The 20,503-nt window shown below is 66.5% G+C and carries 20 protein-coding genes; 10 read left to right on the forward strand and 10 right to left on the reverse strand.

Going from position 1 to position 20,503, the window contains the following annotated elements:
- The 9 genes from AC13GA_RS10640 (at position 1) to AC13GA_RS10680 (ending at position 9,363) form a co-directional block, all read left to right on the forward strand.
- Entirely contained in the window at positions 1-1,278 is a 1,278-nt protein-coding gene (locus AC13GA_RS10640; RefSeq protein ID WP_482998073.1) for an NAD(P)/FAD-dependent oxidoreductase, read from the forward strand.
- Positions 1,275-2,042 carry a DUF1365 domain-containing protein gene (locus AC13GA_RS10645; RefSeq protein ID WP_253078833.1) on the forward strand — a complete coding sequence of 256 codons (768 nt, stop codon included), beginning with the start codon at positions 1,275-1,277 and terminating at the stop codon, positions 2,040-2,042. Before AC13GA_RS10640 ends, AC13GA_RS10645 begins: the two co-directional genes overlap by 4 nt.
- Positions 2,039-3,298 (forward strand): class I SAM-dependent methyltransferase, encoded by a 1,260-nt coding sequence (locus AC13GA_RS10650; protein WP_482998074.1) that lies wholly within the window; start codon positions 2,039-2,041, stop codon positions 3,296-3,298. The genes AC13GA_RS10645 and AC13GA_RS10650 overlap by 4 nt, the downstream gene beginning before the upstream one ends.
- Position 3,299: 1 nt before the next feature.
- Positions 3,300-3,848 (forward strand): DUF2878 domain-containing protein, encoded by a 549-nt coding sequence (locus AC13GA_RS10655; RefSeq protein WP_482998075.1) that lies wholly within the window; start codon positions 3,300-3,302, stop codon positions 3,846-3,848.
- Entirely contained in the window at positions 3,845-4,630 is a 786-nt protein-coding gene (locus AC13GA_RS10660) for a DUF1295 domain-containing protein (RefSeq protein WP_482998076.1), read from the forward strand. The genes AC13GA_RS10655 and AC13GA_RS10660 overlap by 4 nt, the downstream gene beginning before the upstream one ends.
- A complete protein-coding gene (locus tag AC13GA_RS10665) occupies positions 4,627-5,700 on the forward strand; it encodes an SAM-dependent methyltransferase (RefSeq protein WP_482998077.1) in 1,074 nt (357 codons plus the stop codon). Before AC13GA_RS10660 ends, AC13GA_RS10665 begins: the two co-directional genes overlap by 4 nt.
- A gap of 8 nt (positions 5,701-5,708) precedes the next feature.
- On the forward strand, positions 5,709-6,242 hold the full coding sequence (locus AC13GA_RS10670) for a lipocalin family protein (RefSeq protein WP_482998078.1): 534 nt from the start codon (positions 5,709-5,711) through the stop codon (positions 6,240-6,242).
- Positions 6,243-6,412: 170 nt separating this feature from the next.
- Positions 6,413-7,039 carry a LuxR C-terminal-related transcriptional regulator gene (locus AC13GA_RS10675; protein WP_253078837.1) on the forward strand — a complete coding sequence of 209 codons (627 nt, stop codon included), beginning with the start codon at positions 6,413-6,415 and terminating at the stop codon, positions 7,037-7,039.
- A complete protein-coding gene (locus tag AC13GA_RS10680; protein WP_482998079.1) occupies positions 7,036-9,363 on the forward strand; it encodes an ATP-binding protein in 2,328 nt (775 codons plus the stop codon). The genes AC13GA_RS10675 and AC13GA_RS10680 overlap by 4 nt, the downstream gene beginning before the upstream one ends.
- Here the strand turns inward: AC13GA_RS10680 and AC13GA_RS10685 are convergent, their stop codons facing one another.
- From AC13GA_RS10685 to AC13GA_RS10725, 9 genes are all read right to left on the reverse strand, one after another.
- Entirely contained in the window at positions 9,364-10,119 is a 756-nt protein-coding gene (locus tag AC13GA_RS10685; RefSeq protein WP_046982972.1) for a SapC family protein, read from the reverse strand.
- Positions 10,120-10,229: 110 nt separating this feature from the next.
- Entirely contained in the window at positions 10,230-10,502 is a 273-nt protein-coding gene (locus tag AC13GA_RS10690) for a hypothetical protein (RefSeq protein WP_006366874.1), read from the reverse strand.
- Positions 10,503-10,708: 206 nt separating this feature from the next.
- Positions 10,709-12,745, reverse strand: coding sequence for an elongation factor G (gene fusA, locus AC13GA_RS10695; RefSeq protein ID WP_253078840.1), 2,037 nt, complete (start codon positions 12,743-12,745; stop codon positions 10,709-10,711).
- Between the two features lie 403 nt (positions 12,746-13,148).
- On the reverse strand, positions 13,149-13,898 hold the full coding sequence (locus AC13GA_RS10700) for a hypothetical protein (RefSeq protein ID WP_482998080.1): 750 nt from the start codon (positions 13,896-13,898) through the stop codon (positions 13,149-13,151).
- 64 nt (positions 13,899-13,962) lie between these two features.
- Positions 13,963-14,724, reverse strand: a complete 762-nt coding sequence (locus tag AC13GA_RS10705) for a heme ABC transporter ATP-binding protein (protein ID WP_482998081.1) — start codon at positions 14,722-14,724, stop codon at positions 13,963-13,965.
- Positions 14,721-15,764: a FecCD family ABC transporter permease gene (locus tag AC13GA_RS10710; protein ID WP_014037165.1), complete on the reverse strand. Its 1,044-nt coding sequence runs from the start codon at positions 15,762-15,764 to the stop codon at positions 14,721-14,723. Before AC13GA_RS10710 ends, AC13GA_RS10705 begins: the two co-directional genes overlap by 4 nt.
- Positions 15,761-16,807: a heme/hemin ABC transporter substrate-binding protein gene (locus AC13GA_RS10715; protein ID WP_482998082.1), complete on the reverse strand. Its 1,047-nt coding sequence runs from the start codon at positions 16,805-16,807 to the stop codon at positions 15,761-15,763. Before AC13GA_RS10715 ends, AC13GA_RS10710 begins: the two co-directional genes overlap by 4 nt.
- A 51-nt stretch (positions 16,808-16,858) precedes the next feature.
- Entirely contained in the window at positions 16,859-18,235 is a 1,377-nt protein-coding gene (locus AC13GA_RS10720; protein WP_482998083.1) for a YncE family protein, read from the reverse strand.
- A gap of 122 nt (positions 18,236-18,357) precedes the next feature.
- Positions 18,358-19,386, reverse strand: a complete 1,029-nt coding sequence (locus tag AC13GA_RS10725) for an alpha/beta hydrolase (protein WP_482998084.1) — start codon at positions 19,384-19,386, stop codon at positions 18,358-18,360.
- Positions 19,387-19,668: 282 nt separating this feature from the next.
- Here AC13GA_RS10725 and AC13GA_RS10730 point away from each other — a divergent pair, with 282 nt between their 5' ends.
- Complete coding sequence (locus AC13GA_RS10730) at positions 19,669-20,043, forward strand: hypothetical protein (protein ID WP_482998085.1); 375 nt, start codon at positions 19,669-19,671, stop codon at positions 20,041-20,043.
- Positions 20,044-20,098: 55 nt separating this feature from the next.
- Here the strand turns inward: AC13GA_RS10730 and AC13GA_RS10735 are convergent.
- Positions 20,099-20,503 (reverse strand): transposase (locus AC13GA_RS10735; protein WP_482998086.1); only part of this gene is annotated, 405 nt, incomplete at its 5' end.

The following is a 20,503-nucleotide window of genomic DNA, read 5'->3' on the forward strand; positions in this document are numbered from 1 at the left end:
ATGCGCATCGCGATCATCGGCTCGGGTATTGCGGGCCTGGCCAGCGCCTGGTGGCTGCACGGCGAACATGAAATCACGCTGTTTGAAGCAAATGACTACCTGGGCGGGCATACCCACACCCATGACGTGCAGGTGGGCGGCCGGCGCATGGCCGTGGATACCGGCTTCATCGTGTTCAACCCGCTGCACTATCCGCTGCTGACCGCCTTGTTCGATGAGGTGGGCGTGGCCTCGCAACCAACCACGATGAGTTTTTCAATGCACAGCGAGCGCAGCGGCGTGGAATACAACGCCACCTCGCTGGACGGCCTGTTCTGCCAGCGCCGCAACCTGCTGTCGCCACGCTTCTGGGGCATGCTGGCCGACCTGCGCCGCTTCTACCGCGACGCGCCGCTGCTGTTGGCGGAAGACCAGGGTCCCACGCTCGGCCAGTACCTGCGCAGCCAGCGCTATGGGGAGGCCTTCATCGAAGAACACCTGCTGCCGATGGCCTCGGCACTGTGGTCTTCGCCAACCGCCACCGTGATGGACTTCCCGGCCCGCTTTCTGGCCCAGTTCATGGCCAATCACCAGATGCTGCAGATGACCGGGCGTTCGCCGTGGCGGGTGGTCAAAGGCGGCTCGGCGCGCTATGTCGAAGCCTTGCGCGCCCGTTGGCAGGTGCGCGAACGACTGGAGTGCCCGGTGCATTCGGTCGAGCGCACGCCCTGGGGCGCGCGGGTGCACAGTGCGGCCGGCGTGGAAGGCTTCGACGAGGTGATCCTCGCCTGCCACAGCGACCAGGCGCTGGCGCTGCTGGGTGACGCAGATGCCATCGAGCGCGAGGTGCTCGGCGCCATCCGCTACCAGCCCAACGAAGCCGTGCTGCACACCGATGCATCACTGCTGCCGCACGACCGCAAGGCCTGGGCCGCCTGGAACGCGCACGTGCCGCGTGACCCCGCGGCGCCGTGCACGGTCAGTTACTGCATGAACCTGCTGCAGGGCTTGCCCGGTGACACTCCGCTGGTAGTGACCCTCAACCGCAGCGAGGCGATCGATCCGGCCAAGGTACTGCGTACGCTGCACTACGCGCACCCGGTGCATGACCATGCCGCAGTACGCGCGCAGCAGCACTGGGGCGAACTGCAGGGCCGGCGCCATACCTGGTTCGCCGGCGCCTATTGGGGCTGGGGCTTCCATGAAGACGGCATCCGCAGTGCCCGACGCGTGGTCGACGCACTGCGTGCCTGCGAACCGCATCGATTGGCGCCGGCGTTCGGCGAGGTCGCCGCGTGAGTGCCAGCGCACTCTATACCGGACAGGTGATGCATCGGCGCCATCACCCGCATCCGCATGCCTTCCGCTATCCGGTCGCACAGCTGCTGCTGGATCTTGATGAACTGGAGACCGTGTTCGCACGACGCTGGCTATGGTCGGTCAACCGACGCAATATGGCTGAGTTCCGGCGCAGCGACTACTTCGGTGATCCCGCGCAACCACTCGCCGATGCCGTGCGCGACCACGCCGCCAACACCCTCGGCCACCGCCCCTGCGGGCCCGTGCGCCTGCTGACCCACCTGCGCTTTGCCGGCCACGTGTTCAACCCGGTCAGCTTCTACTACTGCTACCAGGCTGACGGCAGCACGCTGGACTGCATCGTCGCCGACATCACCAATACCCCGTGGAAGGAACGCCACGCATACGTGCTGCCGGTATCGACCGCGCTCCATGAGGGCGCGTCACTACGCTGGCAGTTCGACAAGTGCTTCCACGTCTCGCCGTTCATGCCGATGGATTGCCGCTATGACTGGCGGTTCAACGCACCCGGCGAGGACCTGCGCGTGCACATGCAGGTGTGGCGTGACGGCGTGCGCCAGTTCGACGCCACCCAGTCCATGCAGCGGCGCCCGCTGGACGGACGCGGCCTTGCGCGCGTCCTCGCCTGCTATCCGTTGATGACCACCCAGGTGGTGGCCGCCATTCATTGGCATGCGCTGCGCCTGTGGCTGAAGCGTAACCCGGTTCACGACCACCCCTCCCTTGCCGAGAAACCACGATGAACGAGATAAATCCCTCGGTAGCCCTGCCACAGCCGGGCACGCTCGACGTTTTCCTGCGCAGGCGCCTGCTGGCGCAGCTGGCGCCCCTGCGCGACGGCCGTCTGTGCGTGCGCGATGCGCTGGGTGAGGTCTGGCTGGGTGAAGCCCGCGGCGACCTGCAGGTCACGGTCACCATCGACGATCCGACGTTCTATCGAAAAGTGGCTGCACAGGGCAGCGTCGGCGCTGGCGAGAGCTACATCCACGGCGACTGGCACTGTGATGATCTGGTGGCACTGGTGCGGCTGCTGGTACGCAACCGCGATCTGCTCGACAGCATGGAGCACGGCCCGGCCCGCGTGGGCGGCTGGCTGCTGCGCTGCTGGAACCGCCTGCGCCGCAACAGCCGTGAAGGCAGTCGCCGCAACATCGCGGCGCACTACGACCTCGGCAACGACTTCTTCGCGCTGTTCCTGTCGCGGGACATGATGTATTCCTCTGCCCTGTTCGCAGATGACAGTGAATCGCTGGAGACGGCGTCGCGACGCAAGCTGGACAGCATCTGCCAGCAGCTGCAACTCAAGCCCGGCGACCACGTAGTCGAGATCGGCACCGGCTGGGGTGGTTTCGCCGTGCATGCGGCCCAGCACTATGGCTGTCACGTCACCACCACCACCATTTCCGCCGAGCAGCACGCACTGGCCACGGAACGTGTTAAGGCTGCCGGCCTGCAGGGGCGCGTCACCCTGTTGATGCAGGACTACCGGGACCTGCAGGGCCGCTACGACAAGCTGGTGTCGATCGAGATGATCGAAGCCATTGGTGCCGAATACCTGGATACCTACATGGCCACGCTGCAGCGCCTGCTGAAGCCGGACGGCGTGGCACTGCTGCAGGCCATCACCATCGAGGACCAGCGCTACGAACAGGCGCGACGGAGTGTTGATTACATCAAGCGCTACGTATTCCCGGGCAGCTTCATTCCCTCGATCAACGCGATCATGGCGGCCAAGACCCGGGCCAGCGACCTGCAGCTGATCGCACAGCAGGATTTCGGCCATTCCTACGCGCTGACCCTGCGTGCATGGCGCCATCGCTTCCTCGCCCAGCTGCCTGCGGTGCATGCGCAGGGCTTCGACGCGCGCTTCTGCCGTCTGTGGGAGTTCTATCTGGCGTACTGCGAGGGGGGCTTCCTGGAGCGTTCGATCGGCGTGTCGCATCTGTTGCTGGCGCGTCCGGGCCATCGGCCGATGGCGGCGGCGAGCGATGGCCACTGAAATGCGCCGATTCTGGGCCAACCTCATCGGCAACCAGCTGGTCTGGCTGTGCGCGGTGGCCGGTGCCGGCCGTGGCTGGCAGTGGCCAGCGCTGTTCGCGGCAAGCCTCTACGTGGCCAGCCAGTTGCTGACATCCCCCAAGCCGGGCGTGGACCTTCGCCTGTTGCTGGTTGCGCTGGCCTGCGCCTGGCTGGTGGATGCCAGCGCAGCGGCCAGTGGCATGGTGCGCTATGCGGCGGCATCGCTCGGCTGGGCACCACCGCCGTGGATCATGGCGCTGTGGGCCGCGTTCGCGATGACGCTGACTACTTCGATGCGTTTCCTGCTGCGGCACCCCGCACTGCCGATCCTGTTCGGCCTGCTGCTCGCGCCACTGGCCTATCTCTCGGCCTCCCGGGGTTTCGATGCGGTGCAGTTCCGGGCGCCCGCCTGGCAGGGGCTGCTGGTCCTCGGTCTGGGCTGGAGCATCGCCCTGCCGCTGCTGTGTGCCGCGGCCCGTCGCTGGTCCCGGCCTTCAGATCATCCACCACTTGCCGGAGCATCGTCATGATCAATCCAGGGTGGGTGCTGCTGTACGCAGTAGTGGTGATGAGCTGGGGCTGGGCCTGGCAGCGTCGCCACACCAACATCGGCGTGGTTGATGTGCTCTGGGCCAAAGGCGTGGGTGCATCGGCGCTGCTGCTGGCACTGCTGGGCGATGGCGCGCTGATGCCACGGCTCGCGCTGGGTCTGTTGGGTGGGCTGTGGGGCAGCCGCCTGGCCTTGCATCTCTGGCACCGGGTCCGTCACGAACAAGAGGACGGCCGCTACCGTTATCTGCGGGAACACTGGCACGGCCACCAGGGAAAGATCTTCGGCTTTTTCATGGCGCAGGCGCTGCTGATCGTTCTGTTTGCCCTGCCCTTCGTCGCCGTGGTGGCCAATCCGAGGCCGGGGCTGTCGCTGTGGGTGGTTGCCGCCGCGGGCGTCTGGCTGATCAGCGTCGGCGGCGAGGCGCTGGCCGACCGGCAGCTGGCCCGGTTCCGGGCCGACCCGGCGAACAAGGGCTTGACCTGCCGCCAAGGACTCTGGCGTTACTCGCGCCACCCCAACTACTTCTTCGAATGGCTGCACTGGTTCAGCTACGTGCTGCTGGCGGTGGGCTCACCACTGTGGTGGCTGGCGTGGTCCGGCCCGCTGCTGATGTATGTATTCCTGCGCTATCTGAGCGGCATTCCGTTCACCGAGAAGCAGGCTCTGCGTAGCCGCGGCGAAGACTACCGCGAGTACCAGCGCAGCACGTCGATGTTCTTTCCCTGGTTCCCCCGTTCTTCCAAGGAGCATTCCGCATGAGCGCGATCCCGTCACTGAATCCGGTCGAAGATGCGGAAACCGGGCTGATCGCCTGGGCCGAACGCGGACTGGTGCCCGATGCGGCGCTGCGTGCGGGCATCCGCCGCTTGTGCGCGCAACGCCTGCATGAGGAAAGCGAGGGCGGCATCGAAGGCCAATCGGCACGCTTCAGCCGGCGCATCGCCGAGCTGGCCGACAGCCCACTCGCGCTGCATACCGAAGTGGCCAACCGTCAGCACTACGAAGTTCCCGCGGCCTTCTTCCAGGCCTGCCTGGGCAAACGCCTGAAGTACAGCAGCTGCTACTACCCCACTGGCCGCGAAACGCTGGATCAGGCCGAAGACGCCATGCTGGCGCTGTACGGCCAACGCGCCGGCCTTGCCAACGGCCAGCAGATCCTTGAACTCGGCTGCGGCTGGGGCTCACTGACGCTGTGGATGGCCGAACGCTTTCCGCAGGCGCATATCACCGCCGTCTCCAACTCGCACAGCCAGCGCAGGCACATCATGGCGCAGTGCCAGGCACGCGGCCTGGGCAACGTCGAGGTGCTGACCTGCGACGTCAACGAGCTTGAACTGCCAACGGCACAGTTCGACCGCTGCGTGTCGGTGGAGATGTTCGAACACGTACGCAACTATGAGCGGTTGCTGGCAGGCATCGCACGATGGCTGAAACCGGATGGCGCGCTGTTCGTGCACATCTTCGCCCACCGCACGCTGATGTATCCGTTCGAGACCAGCGGCGGCGATAACTGGATGGGCCGCCACTTCTTCACGGGTGGGCTGATGCCCGCCGCCGACACCCTGCTGCATTTCCAGCGCGACCTGCGGCTGGAACAGCGCTGGCTGCTGGATGGCAGCCACTACCAGCGCACCGCTGATCATTGGCTGGCCAACCAGGACGCCGCCCGCGAAGAGGTCATGCCTGTACTGGTCGCCACCTACGGCCAGGCCGCGGCAAAGATCTGGTGGCAGCGCTGGCGGATGTTCTGGATGGCCTGTGCCGAGCTGTTCGGCTACGACAACGGCCAGCAGTGGCTGGTGGCCCATTACCTGTTCCGCCCACGCTGAGGTGTGACATGCGCATTTTCCCGCTGCTTCCTCTGCTCGCAGCCGGCCTGTTCGGTGCAGGCTGCAGCTCCAGCGACACCCGGCCCCTGCCGCGGCCACCATCGGTGGATGTGCCGCGATTCATGGGCGACTGGTATGTGATCGCACACATTCCATCGCGCCCGGAACGCGAGGCCTTCGATGCGGTGGAAAGTTACGCGCTACGGCCGGATGGACGCATCCAGACTACCTTCACCTATCGCAAGGGCAGCTTCGATGCCCCACAGAAGTCGATGCATCCGATCGGCCGGGTGGAGAAAGAAGGAAACGGTGCGATCTGGGGCATGCAGTTCATCTGGCCGATCCAGGCCGAATATATCATCGCCTGGCTCGATGATGGCTACCGCCAGACCATTGTGGCCCGCAGCAAGCGCGACTACGTCTGGTACATGGCGCGTACGCCACAGGTCTCGGAAAGCGACTACCTGCAGGCGGTGCAGCGCATTGCAGCGATGGGTTACGACACTGCCAGGTTGAGGCGGGTGCCGCAGTCGGTCCGCTGATCCGGTGTCGATGAGTTCCATCCACTACATCAATGACGTTCGCGGAACCGATGCGCGCAGCACATCGATTCTTAGGAATAATCGCAAAAATCCCGGAAATCCGATGCCCGGCGTGACAGTGACGCCAAAATGATGACCACGCCCATGGGGCGCTGATCACCTCCCTGCGCATGAATGGACATCCTGCACCGCGCCGGCTGCGCTTGGCGCTTCTGGACGACCATGAGGTCGTCCGTCGCGGCATCGCCCTGCACCTCAACCGCGACCGCCGCTTCAGCATCGTCGCCAGCCACTCCCTCAGCGAAGACCTCATCACCACCCTGCATCGGCTGCACGTCGATGTGGCGATCATCGACCTGGGCCTGGCCCCCGGCGACCGCGCTAGCGCCGAGCTGATCCCCCTGCTGCGCGATACCTTCCCCAGCATTCCGCTGCTCGTTTTCGCCACGCTCTCACCCGCGACCAACCTCAGCCACCTGATCAACGCCGGCGTCAGCGGCATCGTGGGCAAGGCCGAACCACTGCCGATGCTGTCAGAGGCAATTGTGCGCGTGCATCAGGGGCTCGGCCGCCTGCCACCTGACTTCATCCTGCCTGCCGACTGCAGTGAACTCAGCCGCAATGAACGCGAGGTGTTGGAACTGCTGCTCACCGGGCTCACCGTGTCCGAGATCGCGCTGCGCCGACACCGGAGCGTCAAGACCGTCAGCACCCAGAAGGTTGCCGCGCTGCGCAAGCTTGGCCTGCGCAACGACGCCGAGATCTACGCCATGCGCCCACACGCGAGTCCGCCATGAGCAGGCCGGACCGCTCGCGCCTGCGCACCTCCTTGGCCCTGCTGCTGGTTCTTCTGCTGCTGCCGGCGGCATCTGCGGAAGATGTCCTATCACAACGCTGGGGGCCGGGCAGCGAGGTACGGGTTGCAACGGCCCCTTCCCTTCGCCCGGTACCCGCCCCACTTGCAGAAACAACGCCCTTGCCCACGCTCGCCCACGGCTATGCAGCCCTGGTGGCGCGGCATGCCCAACTGCGTTTCCGCGACCTGCCCCACCCCACCACTACAGAATCTGTGGCTGCCGTGTGTCGCCGCGATGCCGATCTGGTGCTGGTGGTGGGTGGCGCCGCACATCTGCAGCTGCCCTGCCCGGATCTGATTGCCTCCGCCCCCTTTCGTGGCGGCAGGACGGTGCTTGCCGGGCGTTCCGGCCAATGGCTGCCACGCAGCCTGGCGGAGCTGGATGGACGGACCCTGGCCGTGGTTGAGGGCGGCCCCTACGCCGGCTGGCTGGGCGCGCATCATCCACAGATTCGCCTGCATTCCCTTTCCAATCGGCACGCGACACTTGAAGCGGTCATTGCCGGCACAGCGGATGCGGCGATCGGCATGGATACGACGCTGCGGCCAATGATCCGCCGCTACTTCAGCGGCGATCTGCTGCTGCAGCCGATCAGCAGCGATTTCTCCACCGACCTGCACCTGCTCGCTCGTCGGGAGGACAGGCACCTGCTTGAGCGCATCGACCGGGGCCTGCGCGACATCACGCTGGAAGAACACGCTGGCCTGCTGCATCTCTGGGCGCAGCAGGCGCTGCCAGCATCGGTGGAGCAAGCGCTGGACCGGGTGCGGTCGCCGCCGCCGGCCTGGCTGTTGGCATTGATCGCCGCGCTGGCCGGTCTCCCGCTTCTCTGGAATCCGCTACGGCACCGCTTCCGCCGCAGCGAACGCGACCGTGCACGCGCGTTCGGCATGATCAGCCATGAGGTACGCAATGCCGCGCAGACGCTGTTGAGCTCGATCACCCCGCTGCACCAGGCGCATTCTGCGGAGGGCCGCCGCGAACTACTCGCGGCGATGGCTGCAGCAGGACGCTCACTGCGCGGGCTACTGGATCGCTCGCTGGATTTTTCGCGCCTCGCCAGTGGTGGCTTCGCGCCGCAGCCAAAAGCCTGCGACGTCGCACTGCTGTGCAACCAGTCGCTGGATGCGATCCGCCCGCCCGCACGCAGGAAAGGCCTGGAGCTCAGGCTGGACTGCAATGCAGCGCCGGCGCCGCTGGTCCTGCTGGATCCCGATGCGCTGCGCCAGATTGTCGACAACCTGCTCTGCAATGCACTGAAGTTCACCGATGTCGGCGGCATCGACCTGCGCGTGCAGCTGCGACCACCAACGCGACCGCATGAGCTGCTGCTGGATGTAATCGACAGCGGCATTGGTATCTCTGCTGCGCAGGCAACATCCCTGTTCCACCCATTCCAGCAGGGCGAGGACGGGCTGCAGCGCGGCGGCAGCGGGCTGGGGTTGGTGATCGCACGTGAACTGGCCCGCTCGATGGGCGGCGATCTGACTGTCCACAGCGTCCACGGACGCGGCAGCCGCTTCACCCTGCGCCTGCCGGTGCGGATCGCCAGGGACCGCCCGCCGACTACAAGCGTGGCCACTAGTGAGCAGCCGCTCGCCGGCCTGGATCTGCTGCTGGTCGAAGACCATGGCCTCAACCGCCGCCTCATGGCCGCCCAGCTGCGGCGCCTGGGTGCGGATGTGCATGCGCTTGCCGATGCCAGCGGTGCAATGGAAGAACAGGCGCGACGGCCGCGCGGCACGGTGCTGCTCGACATCGAGCTCCACGACATGGATGGCTATGCGCTCGCGCGCCGGCTGCGTGCGCAGGCGCACACGCCCTTGCTGCTGATCGCGCTGTCGGCACGCACGGGCCATCGCCATGCAGCGCGTTGTCGCTCAGCAGGATTCGACGCGGTGCTGACCAAGCCGCTGCAGATCGCCAAGCTGCTGCAGGTACTGGCGTTGCCAGCGCTGGGGAGCCACGTTGCACCTGCCAGCACGGCTCACATCGACTCCGTCTATGTGGCCGACATCAGCATGGAACTGGCCGCCATCGAGCGCGCCGTTACCGGCGCCGCCCCGGATGCGCTGCGCCATCACGCGCATCGCCTGCAGGGTACGCTGCAGATCTGCGGCGCAACCACGCAAGCCGGCATCGCGGCCGACCTGTGGGAGCTTGGGCGTAAGGCCGCGCCTGACTGGGTCAAGGCGCGGCGACTGCTGCAGGGATTGCAGCAGTGGCACGGCTCCCGCAGGGCGGAAGCCGCACCATCGGCCTGATCAGGCCGCCAGGCGCTCGACCTGGCGACGGGTCAGGTCGTTGAAGCGACCCAGCGACATCAGATGCTGGTGGATCAACGCCAGCCAGCCGCTGCGGTGCCATTCGACCACAGTGGCTTCCGGCAGTGCGACGAATTTCTCGACATCGACCACCTGGAAGCCGTTGAGGTTGAACTCGCGACCGTCCGGAGTACGCACGGTGGCGTTGCGTTCGACCAGCAGGCCGTTCTCGATCAGCGCCTTGGAGAAGGCCTGTGTCTGTTCGTGCTCGCGGGTGAACTGGCCGCAGAACTCCAGCGCCTGCTGCACCATCTCGGTGGCCTTGCCATCGACGAACAGCGGCTGGCCTTCGTCGCCACCCTTGACCACGCGGGGGTTCTCTTCATCGATGCCCAGCAGGAAATCGTTATCCGCGCCGGTGTCGATGAAGATGAAGGGGTGGCGACGCAGGTAAGCCGGGATGTAGGCCTCGTCTTCCCACAGGCCGTCCTTGATGAACAGGTTCTCTTCCGACACGCCGACGGCCGCCATCGGCACCGCGGTCGGGCCGGCGAACAGGATCGGGAAGTGATGCAGGGCCAGCGAGAACTCGCCAAGCACCAGCGGAATGGCGTTGTTGCCAGCGGCAAACTCGAGCCTGCCCGGCAGGATGCGCAGGTCGGCGTGCACATCGGCCTGCAGCGGCACCGGACGGGTGTAGAACAGGGGGGTACCGGCGGGCGCCGCTTCGGTGGTGGTGTCGCTGGTGGTGGTCATCTTGGGAACCGTTCGATCATGCGCGCCTGCCATCCCGGGCGCGCCAGCGGGAACAACCTGAATCCCGCATTATCAACAAGCTCGATGACAACGGCCACCCCACCGGCGGCCTATTTCAACTGCAGCGGGTAGCGTTGCCAGAGAACGTGGACCAGAAAGCCGGCCAGCTCGGTGTCGCGGGCGCTGACCGCAGCGCGGATCTTGTCCAGCAACACCATGTCGCTGCAGGCGCGCACATCGGCGTGGTTGGCCTGCCCTGCCCGGCGCGCCCGGTAGCGCGCGGCCCGCTGTGCGTCGCTCATTGCGTACCCGAACTTGGGCGGACGGCCGCGTTTGCGCGGCAGGGTCAGCTCCAGGGTTCCGGGGTCTTTGTCATCACGCATGAGAGGGGTGCGGGCGGCGGCGAGCAACGGGGGGTGCGCAATTTATCGTGAGGCATCACTTTAATCCAGCTTTTTCTGCAGTTTTGTTGCAATGCAGTGCAAATACTCGCGTGCTGATGCGGATTCATCCACGCCAGCGTGGTTACGGAACGCCATCAACCCCCACAAAAAAAGGGAGCCCGCTTACGGGCTCCCCTCACCTTTCCTCACGCAGCGCGTACCGGCTCGTAGCCGTGCAGGTGCGCCTCGCTGCTCGCCCGACCCTGGCTGAGCGAACGCAGCGAAGTGGTGTAGCCCACCAGCTGCGCCAGCGGCGCAAAGCCGCTGACTTCGGCGCGACCCTCCTGGTCTTCGATGCGGGCAATACGGCCATGGCGACGGTTGAGGTCGCCCACCACATCTCCCACCGACGCCGACGGCGAATGCACTGTCACTGCCATCACCGGCTCCAGCAGTTGCGTGCCACCTTCGGCCAGCGCCGCCTTGATCGCCTCGGCACCGGCGCGATGGAACGCCATTTCCGAAGAGTCCTTGGCGTGGGTCTGGCCATCGACAAGACTGACCTCGATACCGACCACCGGATGACCCTGAGGGCCTTCAGACAGCGCAGCACGCACGCCCTTCTCCACTGCGCTGATGAAGCTGCGGGGCACCACGCCACCAACGATGCGATCGTTGAACACCACCTGGCCGTCTTCGCGCGGCGACACATCCAGCACCACGTGCGCGAACTGGCCCTGACCGCCGGTCTGCTTGACCAGCCGGCCCACAACCCCGGCCATCGCACGCATCGGCGTCTCCTGGTAGGCCACACGCGGCGCACCTACGCCTACGTCTACCTTCCATTCGCTGCGCAGGCGCTCGACCATCACCTCCAGGTGCAGCTCGCCCATGCCCCAGACCAGGGTCTCCGCCGTGTCGCGATCGGTTTCGACACGGAACGACGGATCTTCCTGGGCCAGGCTGGCCAGGCCCTGCGCCATCCGGATCAGGTCGGCCGCGCGTGCCGGTTCCAGCCGCCAGGCCAGCACCGGTGCCTGTGCCTGAATGCTTTCCAGGCGCAGCGGCTGCGCGCGGTCGCTCAGCGTTTCGCCGCTGACCGCATCCTTCCAGCCCAGCACCGCGACGATGTCACCGGCCACGGCCTGTTCAATGTCGTGGGTCTGGTCGGCCTGCACCCGCACCAGGCGGCTGACACGCCGCCCCTGCGGATGCTGCGAACTGGCCACCGCATCGCCGACCTTCAAGGTGCCCGAGTACAGCCGCACGAAGCTCAGCGCGCCGTGCTGCTGGTGGGTGATCTTGAACAGCAGGCCGGCCAGTGGACCGTCCGGATCCGGCGGCAGCACCACGTCGCCGTCTTCGCTCTCGGCGGTCACGGCAGGACGATCCAGCGGCGACGGCAGGTAATCGACCACCGCATCCAGCAGGGTTTCGATGCCCTTGTCCTTGAACGCGGCACCGGCCAGCACCGGCACGCCTGCACCGGCCAGCGTCGCCCGTCGGATCGCCGCACGCAGCAGTTCCGCATCGATCGCGCGACCTTCCAGCCAGGCATCAGCCAGCAGTTCGTCGTGGTCGGCCACGGCCTCAACCAGCGCGTCGCGCTGCGGCTGCCACAGGGTGCGCGCCGCGTCGTCCCACGGGGTCACCGTGGTTACGGCACCATCCTGCCAGTGCAGCACGCGCTCATCGACCAGGTCGACCCAGCCGTTGAAATCGCTTTCGCTGCCCAGTGGCATACCGAGCGCCCACGGCCGCGCCTGCAGCTTGTCCTGCAGCTGCTCCAGCACACGCTCGAACGAAGCGCCTACGCGGTCCATCTTGTTGACGAACGCGATCAGCGGCACACGATGGCGACGCGCCTGGCGCCACACCGTCTCTGACTGCGGCTGCACGCCGTCCACGGCCGAGAACACGGCCACGGCACCGTCGAGCACGCGCAGCGAACGCTCGACTTCAATGGCGAAGTCGATGTGGCCGGGAGTGTCGATCAGGGTCAGCCGATGCGGCGGCAGGTCGCGCGGCGCCCACTGCGCCTGCACGGCGGCCGCGCCGATGGTGATGCCACGCTCGCGCTCGATCGCCGAGAAATCGGTGGTCGCATTGCCGTCGTGCACTTCGCCGACGCGATGGATTTCGCCGCTTTTCCATAGCAGGCGTTCGGTCAGCGTGGTCTTGCCGGCGTCGATGTGGGCAATGATGCCAAGGTTGCGACGGCGGGAAAGGACTTGGGTGTTCATGAGAAAGGTTCCTGCAAAGCCAACTTCGAGGGCCGCGCACCCCGGTTGGCGACAGGGCGCGCGGCTAGCGTTCGGTCTCGGCGATCTGGTGCATGGCACGTTCTCCTTGCGGTACAGCGGGTGATGGGTGAAACGAAAAGAGCGCCCCGGAGGGCGCTCTGTCGAAGGTCCAGCGATGGCCGTCTCAACGGCCTCGTGGGGCTCCAGGCAGATACGCCCGTTCCGCGCTTGCGCGGGTCAGGGTGAAAAACTTCAGGAGCGGCATCCGGTTCATGGGGCGCATTCTAGACCTGCCAATCTGGCGCGCAAGTGAATATTGAGCACATAAATGGAACGATGAGGCCGACAATGAAAGGGGTCAGATCCCTTTGCCACAGCAAAGGGCTCTGACCCCTACCCCGCCTTACTTGCACTCATGCAGCTTGCGGGCCTCAGCCACGGTCGCAGCCTGGTCGTCCCCCATCGAGATCCATCCCTTCAGCGACATCGCCGGATCCACCTGCGCTTGGCGCGGGCCGCCATGGACCACCACCTCGGTCCAGCTGCCGACCGGCGCCAGCTCCGACAGTCGCGCCGCCTGGTCGTCTTCGGTACTGAACATGTCGTCCGGCTCCGCAGGCTTGGCCTTGTTCACGGTCTCGGTCTTGCGCGCCCGGATCCGCAGCGCGCCATCGGCCATGCGCTGGGTAGTGATGTCATGGCGTTCCACCCCATAGGCCCAGCTGCTCTCACCTGCGCGACGGGGCTCGCTACCGTCGTCTGCCACCACTACGGAATCACCTGCCGCTTCGGCCACTGTCGCAAGCGAACCCATTCCCGACATCAGCGCCTGGTAGGCAATCATCTGCCGCTGTTCGGTGGCCAGCGCAACGTCACCTGCCTTGCCGGCAGGAATCTGCAGGTACACCGCCTCCCTGCAGAGCATCAGCACCCGCTGGTCATCCCAGCTGATGAGCACTTCATCATTGGCGAAATAGCGGGTCGTCACCGGAACCACCGGAGCGCTCCCGCCGGTGGAATACCGGCTCTCGATCCGCGAGGCCTGCTCGGCGGCCTTCATCAGGGAGACCGAGGATGCGGACGCGGTGCTGACGGCGCATACAGAGGCGACCATTGCCGAGAGCAGCACGCCATGTGAAACAGTACGGATCATTGCATCAGTCCTTTGAAGAGAACGAACCGCACATGATACGTCGCCTGGCAGAGCAGTTTGATGCTCAGGTCACCACGACCAACGGCACTCCGCGCCGCGGATGCTCCAGCACCACCACATCCTGCTGGTAAACCCGCTGCAGGTTGTCTTCGGTGAGCACCTGCAACGGCGTGCCATCGGCCGCCACCCTGCCCTGCTCCAGCAGCACGATGCGGTCGGCATAACCGGCGGCCAGATTCAGGTCGTGCAGCACCACGATCACGCACGCACCGCCCTCGGCGCAGGCGCGCACGCTGCGCAGGGTGCGCTCCTGGTGGCGCAGGTCCAGCGCTGCAGTCGGCTCATCGAGCAGCAGCAACGGCGTGTCCTGTGCCAGCACGCGCGCGAACGTGGTCCGTGCCGATTCACCGCCCGACAGCTGCTGCACCTCACGCAGGCGCAGCGCCTGCAGTTCCGCGGCATCGATCGCGGCTTCCACCTGCGCATCATCCACTACAGGGTCGGGCGGGTGCGGCAAGCGCCCCATCGCTACCACCTCCTCCACGCTGAAGGCAAAGCGCACGCCATGCTCCTGCGGCATCACCGCACGCTCGCACGCCAGTGGCCCGGCCTTGTAGCTGGCCAGCGGCCTACCCAACAGGCTGACTTCGCCCGCGTCAGCGCGCAGGTCGCCGGCGGCGACCGCCAACAACGTGGACTTGCCCGCGCCGTTCGGGCCGACCAGCGCGGTCACCGTACCCGGTTCGAACGCCAGCGAGATGCCGTGCAGGATCTCGCGCTGCTGGCGACGCACCACCACCTCGTGCAGTTTCAACAACACGCTCATGGCGCGGCCTTGCGGCGCTGCTGCAGCACCAGCCAGAGGAAGAACGGTGCACCCAGTGCAGCCGAGAACAGGCCCAGAGGAATCTCCGCCGGCGGATCCAGCGTGCGAGCCGCGGTGTCGGCCACCACGATCAGCAGCGCACCGAGCAGGCCGGACAACGGCAGCAACCAGCGATGACCAGGGCCGACCAGCAGGCGCGCCACGTGCGGCACCACCAGGCCAACGAAACTGATCGAACCGGCAAACGCCACCGCAGCCCCCACCAGCAGCGCACTGAACGCCACCAGGCGACGCCGCGTGCGGGTGACATCCAGCCCGAGGTGCTGCGCTTGGCGCTCACCCAGCGCCAGCATGTCCAGCGGCGTGGCCAATCGCTGCAGCGCGAACACACCGATGGCGAACAACGGCACCACGGCCGCCACATCGGCCCAGTTGGCGCGCGCCAGCGAGCCCATCTGCCAGAACACCAGCGACTGCAGCTCGCTTTCGCTGGCGATGTACGTGAGGAAACCGATCAGTGCCGAGCAGAACGCGGCCATCGCGATACCGACCAGCAGCAGCGTGGCGTTGCCCGTGCCCTTGCCGGGCCGGGCCAATGCGTAGGTCAGGCCGATTGCCAGTGCGCCGCCAGCGAACGCGGCCACCGGCACCAGCCAGCCGGCCGCACCGGCAGCGCCGAGTACGATGGCGGCCACCGCACCCAGCGCAGCGCCCTGGCTGACACCGACAATGCCAGGGTCGGCCAGCGGGTTGCCGAACAGGCCCTGCAGGCTGGCACCGGCCATCGCCAGCGACGCGCCGACCATTGCGCCCAACAGGGCACGCGGAATACGCAACTGCCAGACCACGGCGAGGTCGCGGCTGCTGACCGCCTGCGGATCGAGCAGGCCCAGCTTCACCGCCAGCGCCTGCATCACTTCCAGCGGCGGCAACCGCAGCGGGCCCACGGCGAACGAGGCCAGCACCGCTCCCAGCAGTGCCAGCAACGCCACCAGCAACATCGTCCGCCCGCGACGGCGGCGCCGATCCGCCGGACTCATGCCTTCGGCAACGCCGCCAGCGCCTTGGCCAGCGCCAGCGCGCCAGCACCGGAACCGACACTGGTGTACTTCAGCTGCACATCCGGCATCACCCAGACCCGATTGGCCTGCCCGGCCGGGGTCTGCTTCAGCGTCGGGTACGCCTTCCACAGGCCCTCGGCACCACCGAACAGCTGCAGGTCATGCTCGGTCACCAGGATCACCTCCGGTGCCGCCGCGACCACGCCTTCATTGCTCAGCTGCGAGTAGTTCTTCACCCCTGCCTCGGTGCCGATGTTGATGCCGCCAGCCAGTGCGATCAGCTGCGCCGATGCGCTGTCGGCACCCGCAACAGTCGGCGAGCCTCCGGCGCCGGTGGCCGATACATGGACCAGTCGTGGCGCATGGCCCAGGCCCTTGCCAATCGCTGCAGCCTCATCGAGCTGGCGCTGCACCTGCGTGGCAAGTGCCTGCCCTGCTTCGGCCAGCCCTAGTGCGGCGGCGACCTTGCGCACCTTGTCCGGCGCCGGCTGCAGATCGTCGATGACCACCGCCGGTTCGCCCACCTCACGCAGCTTCTTCGCCAGCTCGGTGTGCCGACGCAGGCTGTTGCCGAGGAACAGCGAGCCCTGCAGGCTCAGCACGCCCTCCACGCCAGTGGTGCGGTTGAACAGGAACTGGTGCGGGGCAGCCAGGCCAGCCTGGGTGGTGGTGTTGGTCGGCGCGGCGAACACCTGCTTGTTCAGTCCCAGCGCCTCGATCACCGCGATCACGTCGTCACCACCGGCGATGATGCGGCTGGTATCGGCCACCTCGACGTCGGCGCCGTCATCGGAATGCACCTTGGCCGGCAGCACAGCCTTCTGGTCGCGCACGACCGGCATATCGGTGCCAGCCACGCGCTGCCAGCCAGCCGGCAACGCAACTTCGCCAGGCGCGGTTGCGGCGGCGGGCTCAACCGGCTTGCTGCTGTCCGAGGGCGTAGATGAACCGCCACAGGCAGCCAGTGCCAGCGAGACAGCCAACGGAAGCGCACACAGGCGCAGACGGGACGCGATGTTCATGCTCGTTCTCCTTGCTGGCAGGGCGACGCGCACGCCGCCCTGCCGTGTGACTTACTGCTTCGGGGTGATGCGGGTGATGCGGTCACCCTTCGGGTCTTCGGCGCCGCGCGACTTGTTCACCGCGAACACGTTGCCCTTTCCATCGGCACGGACGTGGTTCGGCAGCGTACCGCCGTCGAGGTTGGCGACCACCTTGCCGTCACCGTTCACCACGGTGACCGTGCCAGCGCCACGGTTGCTGACGTAGGCCAGGCCGGAGGCATCATCGAAGGCGACGTTCAGCGCACCGGCGCCCACCGGCACGTCATGCAGCACCCTGCCGGCGGCCACATCGACGATCAGCAGGTTGTCAGTGCCCTGCGAGGCCACGTACAGGCGGTTGCGCGCTGCGTCGAAGGCCACGCCCGAGGCGCTGATCGAATTGCCCAGGTCGATGACCTTCTCGACCTTGCCGCTGGCCACGTCGATCACTGCCGCTTCCGGGGTGCCGATGCTGACGGTGAACAGCTTGCCGCCCTTCTCGTCCAGCACCAGGCTCATCGGGGTGAACTTGCCGTCGTCCACGCCGGACTCCAGCGTCACCGCCGGCAGCTCCTTGAGGGTCTTGGCGTCGAACACCGACAGGTGGTCCTCACCCGTGGCCGAGGCAAACACCTTGCCGTGGGTGCCATCAACCACCACGTCGCGCGCATGCGGCACGGCATCGACCGGGAACTGGTGGACCAGCGACAGGTCCTTCTGGCGGTAGACCGCGATGGAGTTCTGGCGGGTGTTGGTGACCCAGACATTGCCGTTGGTGTCATCCACGCCGACACCGTAGACCGCGTAGACCGCGCCATTGGTGCTGCCCGGCACCTGCGCCGGGGTGATCGCCTTGGTCACCTTCAGCGACTTCGGGTCCAGCTTCAGCAGCTGCGACTGGGTCACCGGCGGGCGGCCCACGGCCGAGGTCACAAACACCGCGTTGCTGGCGGCGCTGTAGGCGGACTGGTACAGGCCCGGCACCAGCTTGTTGGACTGGGTGGCGAACTGCGCCTGGCCGGACAGCGGCAACTGCGGCGAGACGCGCAGCTTCAGCACGGTGGCTGCAGCCGGCTGGCTGGCGCGCACCACCACAGGATGGGTGCCCGGCACCGCATCGGCCGGAATGCTCAGCTGGGTCTTGAAGTTGCCATCAGCATCGACCACCAGCGGCTGCGTGTTCAGCACGCTGTCGCCACGCAGCAGGCTGACTTTCTGGCCCGGCACGAAACCGCGACCCACCACGTCGGCAGTGCTGCCGGGAACCACGTTCTCACCGCGCGAGACAACCTCGCCCTTGAAGGTGGCGTTGGCCGGCTGATCGAACACCGGCTGTGCGGTGGCGGTCACGGCCAGCAACAGGCCAGCGGCGAGAGAGGTAAGACGGAAAGACGGACGGAACGACATGGAAGGCTCCTTGCACACGTAGGCCGCGCCACGTGACGCGGGATTCATCGGTTGCCTGGGCCGCTGCACATCGGCAGCCTCGCCTGGGTAGTGGGGTCGCATGCCTTGGCATGCGAAGGGATTCATTCGGCGGCGTTGTCACCACCGTTGGGCGCGCCGTCATCGGCGCTGCGGTCGGTCACGCCATACAGCTCGTGCAGCGCAGCGTGGAACGACGCGGGCAGCATCGGACCATGGCCGAGGCCGGGGAACTCGCGGTACTGCACGCGCATGCCCGGCACCTTGCCCAAGCGCTCGGACAGCTGCATGGCAGCATCCGGGGTGGCCCCACCGATACGGCGCAGGTGCGCGACCACGCGCGGATTGTTCATGTCGCGCTTGCCACGATCACCGACGCGCTCGGCGCCACCCAGCATCAGCCAGAGCTTCGCCGGCTGGCCATGCGCGTTCTGCACGAACTGCTGTTCCGGATCACCCAGTGCCGCACCCTGGCTCCACCATAGCGACGGACTGGCCGCCAGGTAGGACTGGAAGGAGGCGGGACGGGTGTACAGCGCATTGAGCACGAACAACCCGCCAAGTGAGTGGCCCCACAGCGCTTGCTGCTGCGCGTCGATGCGTGCGCGACGCTCGACTTCGGGCTTGATGCGGCGCTCGATCACATCAAGGAAGGCCGCAGCGCCACCGCCGACCGCCTGGGTGCTGCCGCTCTCGTCGTCTGCGCGATCGATCCACGCGGTGTAATCGCGTGTGCGCGCCTTGGAATCGATGCGCAGGTCGTTGTCGTAGCCGATCAGTACCAGTACCGGTGGCGTCTTGCGCGCGGCCAGCTCGGCCAGCAGCGGCTGGTCCAGCACCATCGCCACCGCATTGCCGTCCAGCGCGTACAGCACCGGCAACGGCGTCCTGCCGGCCTTGGCCGGAATCGCCAGATTCACCCGCCAGCGGCGCTGCTGGTCGGGGCTGTCCACCACGAAATGTTCGAAGCGATAGCTGGCCGCCGGCTCGTCGAGCACGGTGTGGCCGATCTTCTGCAGCGGATTGCGCTGCTGGGCGTGGGCGTACGGGGTGGCCAGGAGCAGACCCATCATCAAGGCGGCCAGTCCGCGGGCCAGCGGACCACGGCGCGAAGGCAGGACGAAATGCTTCATCAGCGGCGGCAGAAGCGGCCCAGGGCCGCCGGTTCACAAGGGACCGCAGTCTACCTTAAACGCGAATGATTATCACATCGATCGAACGTCACGCTGTGTATCACGCGCGCGATGACCCGGTTGCGCTGGGCACGGCATTTCCCCTATTTTGCTGGCCACCGGGGCATTGGATCGCCCCGCTTACAGCGCGGCCACGGAGGGCAGTTAGTCTGCCGTCGATCCGGTCGCGCTCATCCGCGCCATGACCGCCATGGGATTGGATCCCATGATCGTGAGACTCTCTTGAAGCACACCACCCTGATCGCACTCTCCCTCGGCCTGCTCGCACCGCTGGCCGCCCATGCCGCGCAGGATCTGCCGACGCTCTACCAGGCCTATGAAGAGGCCGGCTATTCGACGCTGAGCATGGAAGAACTCAACCAGACGGTGACCTTCACCGCCGTCGCGCTGGGCGTTTCCAGCAACCTGCAGGGCGAGCCGCTGATCGAGGCCGGCGATGACCAGGGCAATGTCCTGGCCCGGCTGACCACCGACGACGCGCAGCAGGCCGCCAAGCTCAGCGCACTGGAAGAAGGCGCCGCCTTCACCGCCAGCTGCACGCTGCAGTTCAGCTCTGGCTCGGACTATCTGTCGTTCGGTGACTGCGCCGTCAAATAAAGACGAAGCCGGCGAACGCCGGCTTCTTCTCTTTGTCTCTGTAGCAACTGTCTTGTCAGGCGGAGGCCATCTGGGCCTCCGCATCCCTTTTGCGGGCGTTGAGGATCACCAGCATCTTGCGCATCACCGCGACCAAAGCCACCTTGCCCGGCTTGCCCTGCTTGACGAGGGATTCAAAAAATTCCTTGAGCCGAGGCTCATAGCGTTTGGCCGTCAGCGCCGCCATGTAGAGCGCTTCGCGTACAACGGCGCGGCCACCGCTAATGCTCCGTCTCCCTTTCCAGGTGCCGCTTTCGCGGTTCATGGGGGCAACCCCTACCAAGGCCGAGATGGCTTTCCCGCTGAGCTTGCCCAGCTCCGGGAGCTCGCAGGCCAGGGTTGCCATCAACGTCGCTGGCACAGCTCCCCCAGACGGCGCTGCCAAGCCGCTGGCGGTACGTAGCGGGTCAGCTTTAGGGCA

The sequence above is a fragment of the Stenotrophomonas sp. 22DLJC03 genome, from assembly GCF_056861405.1.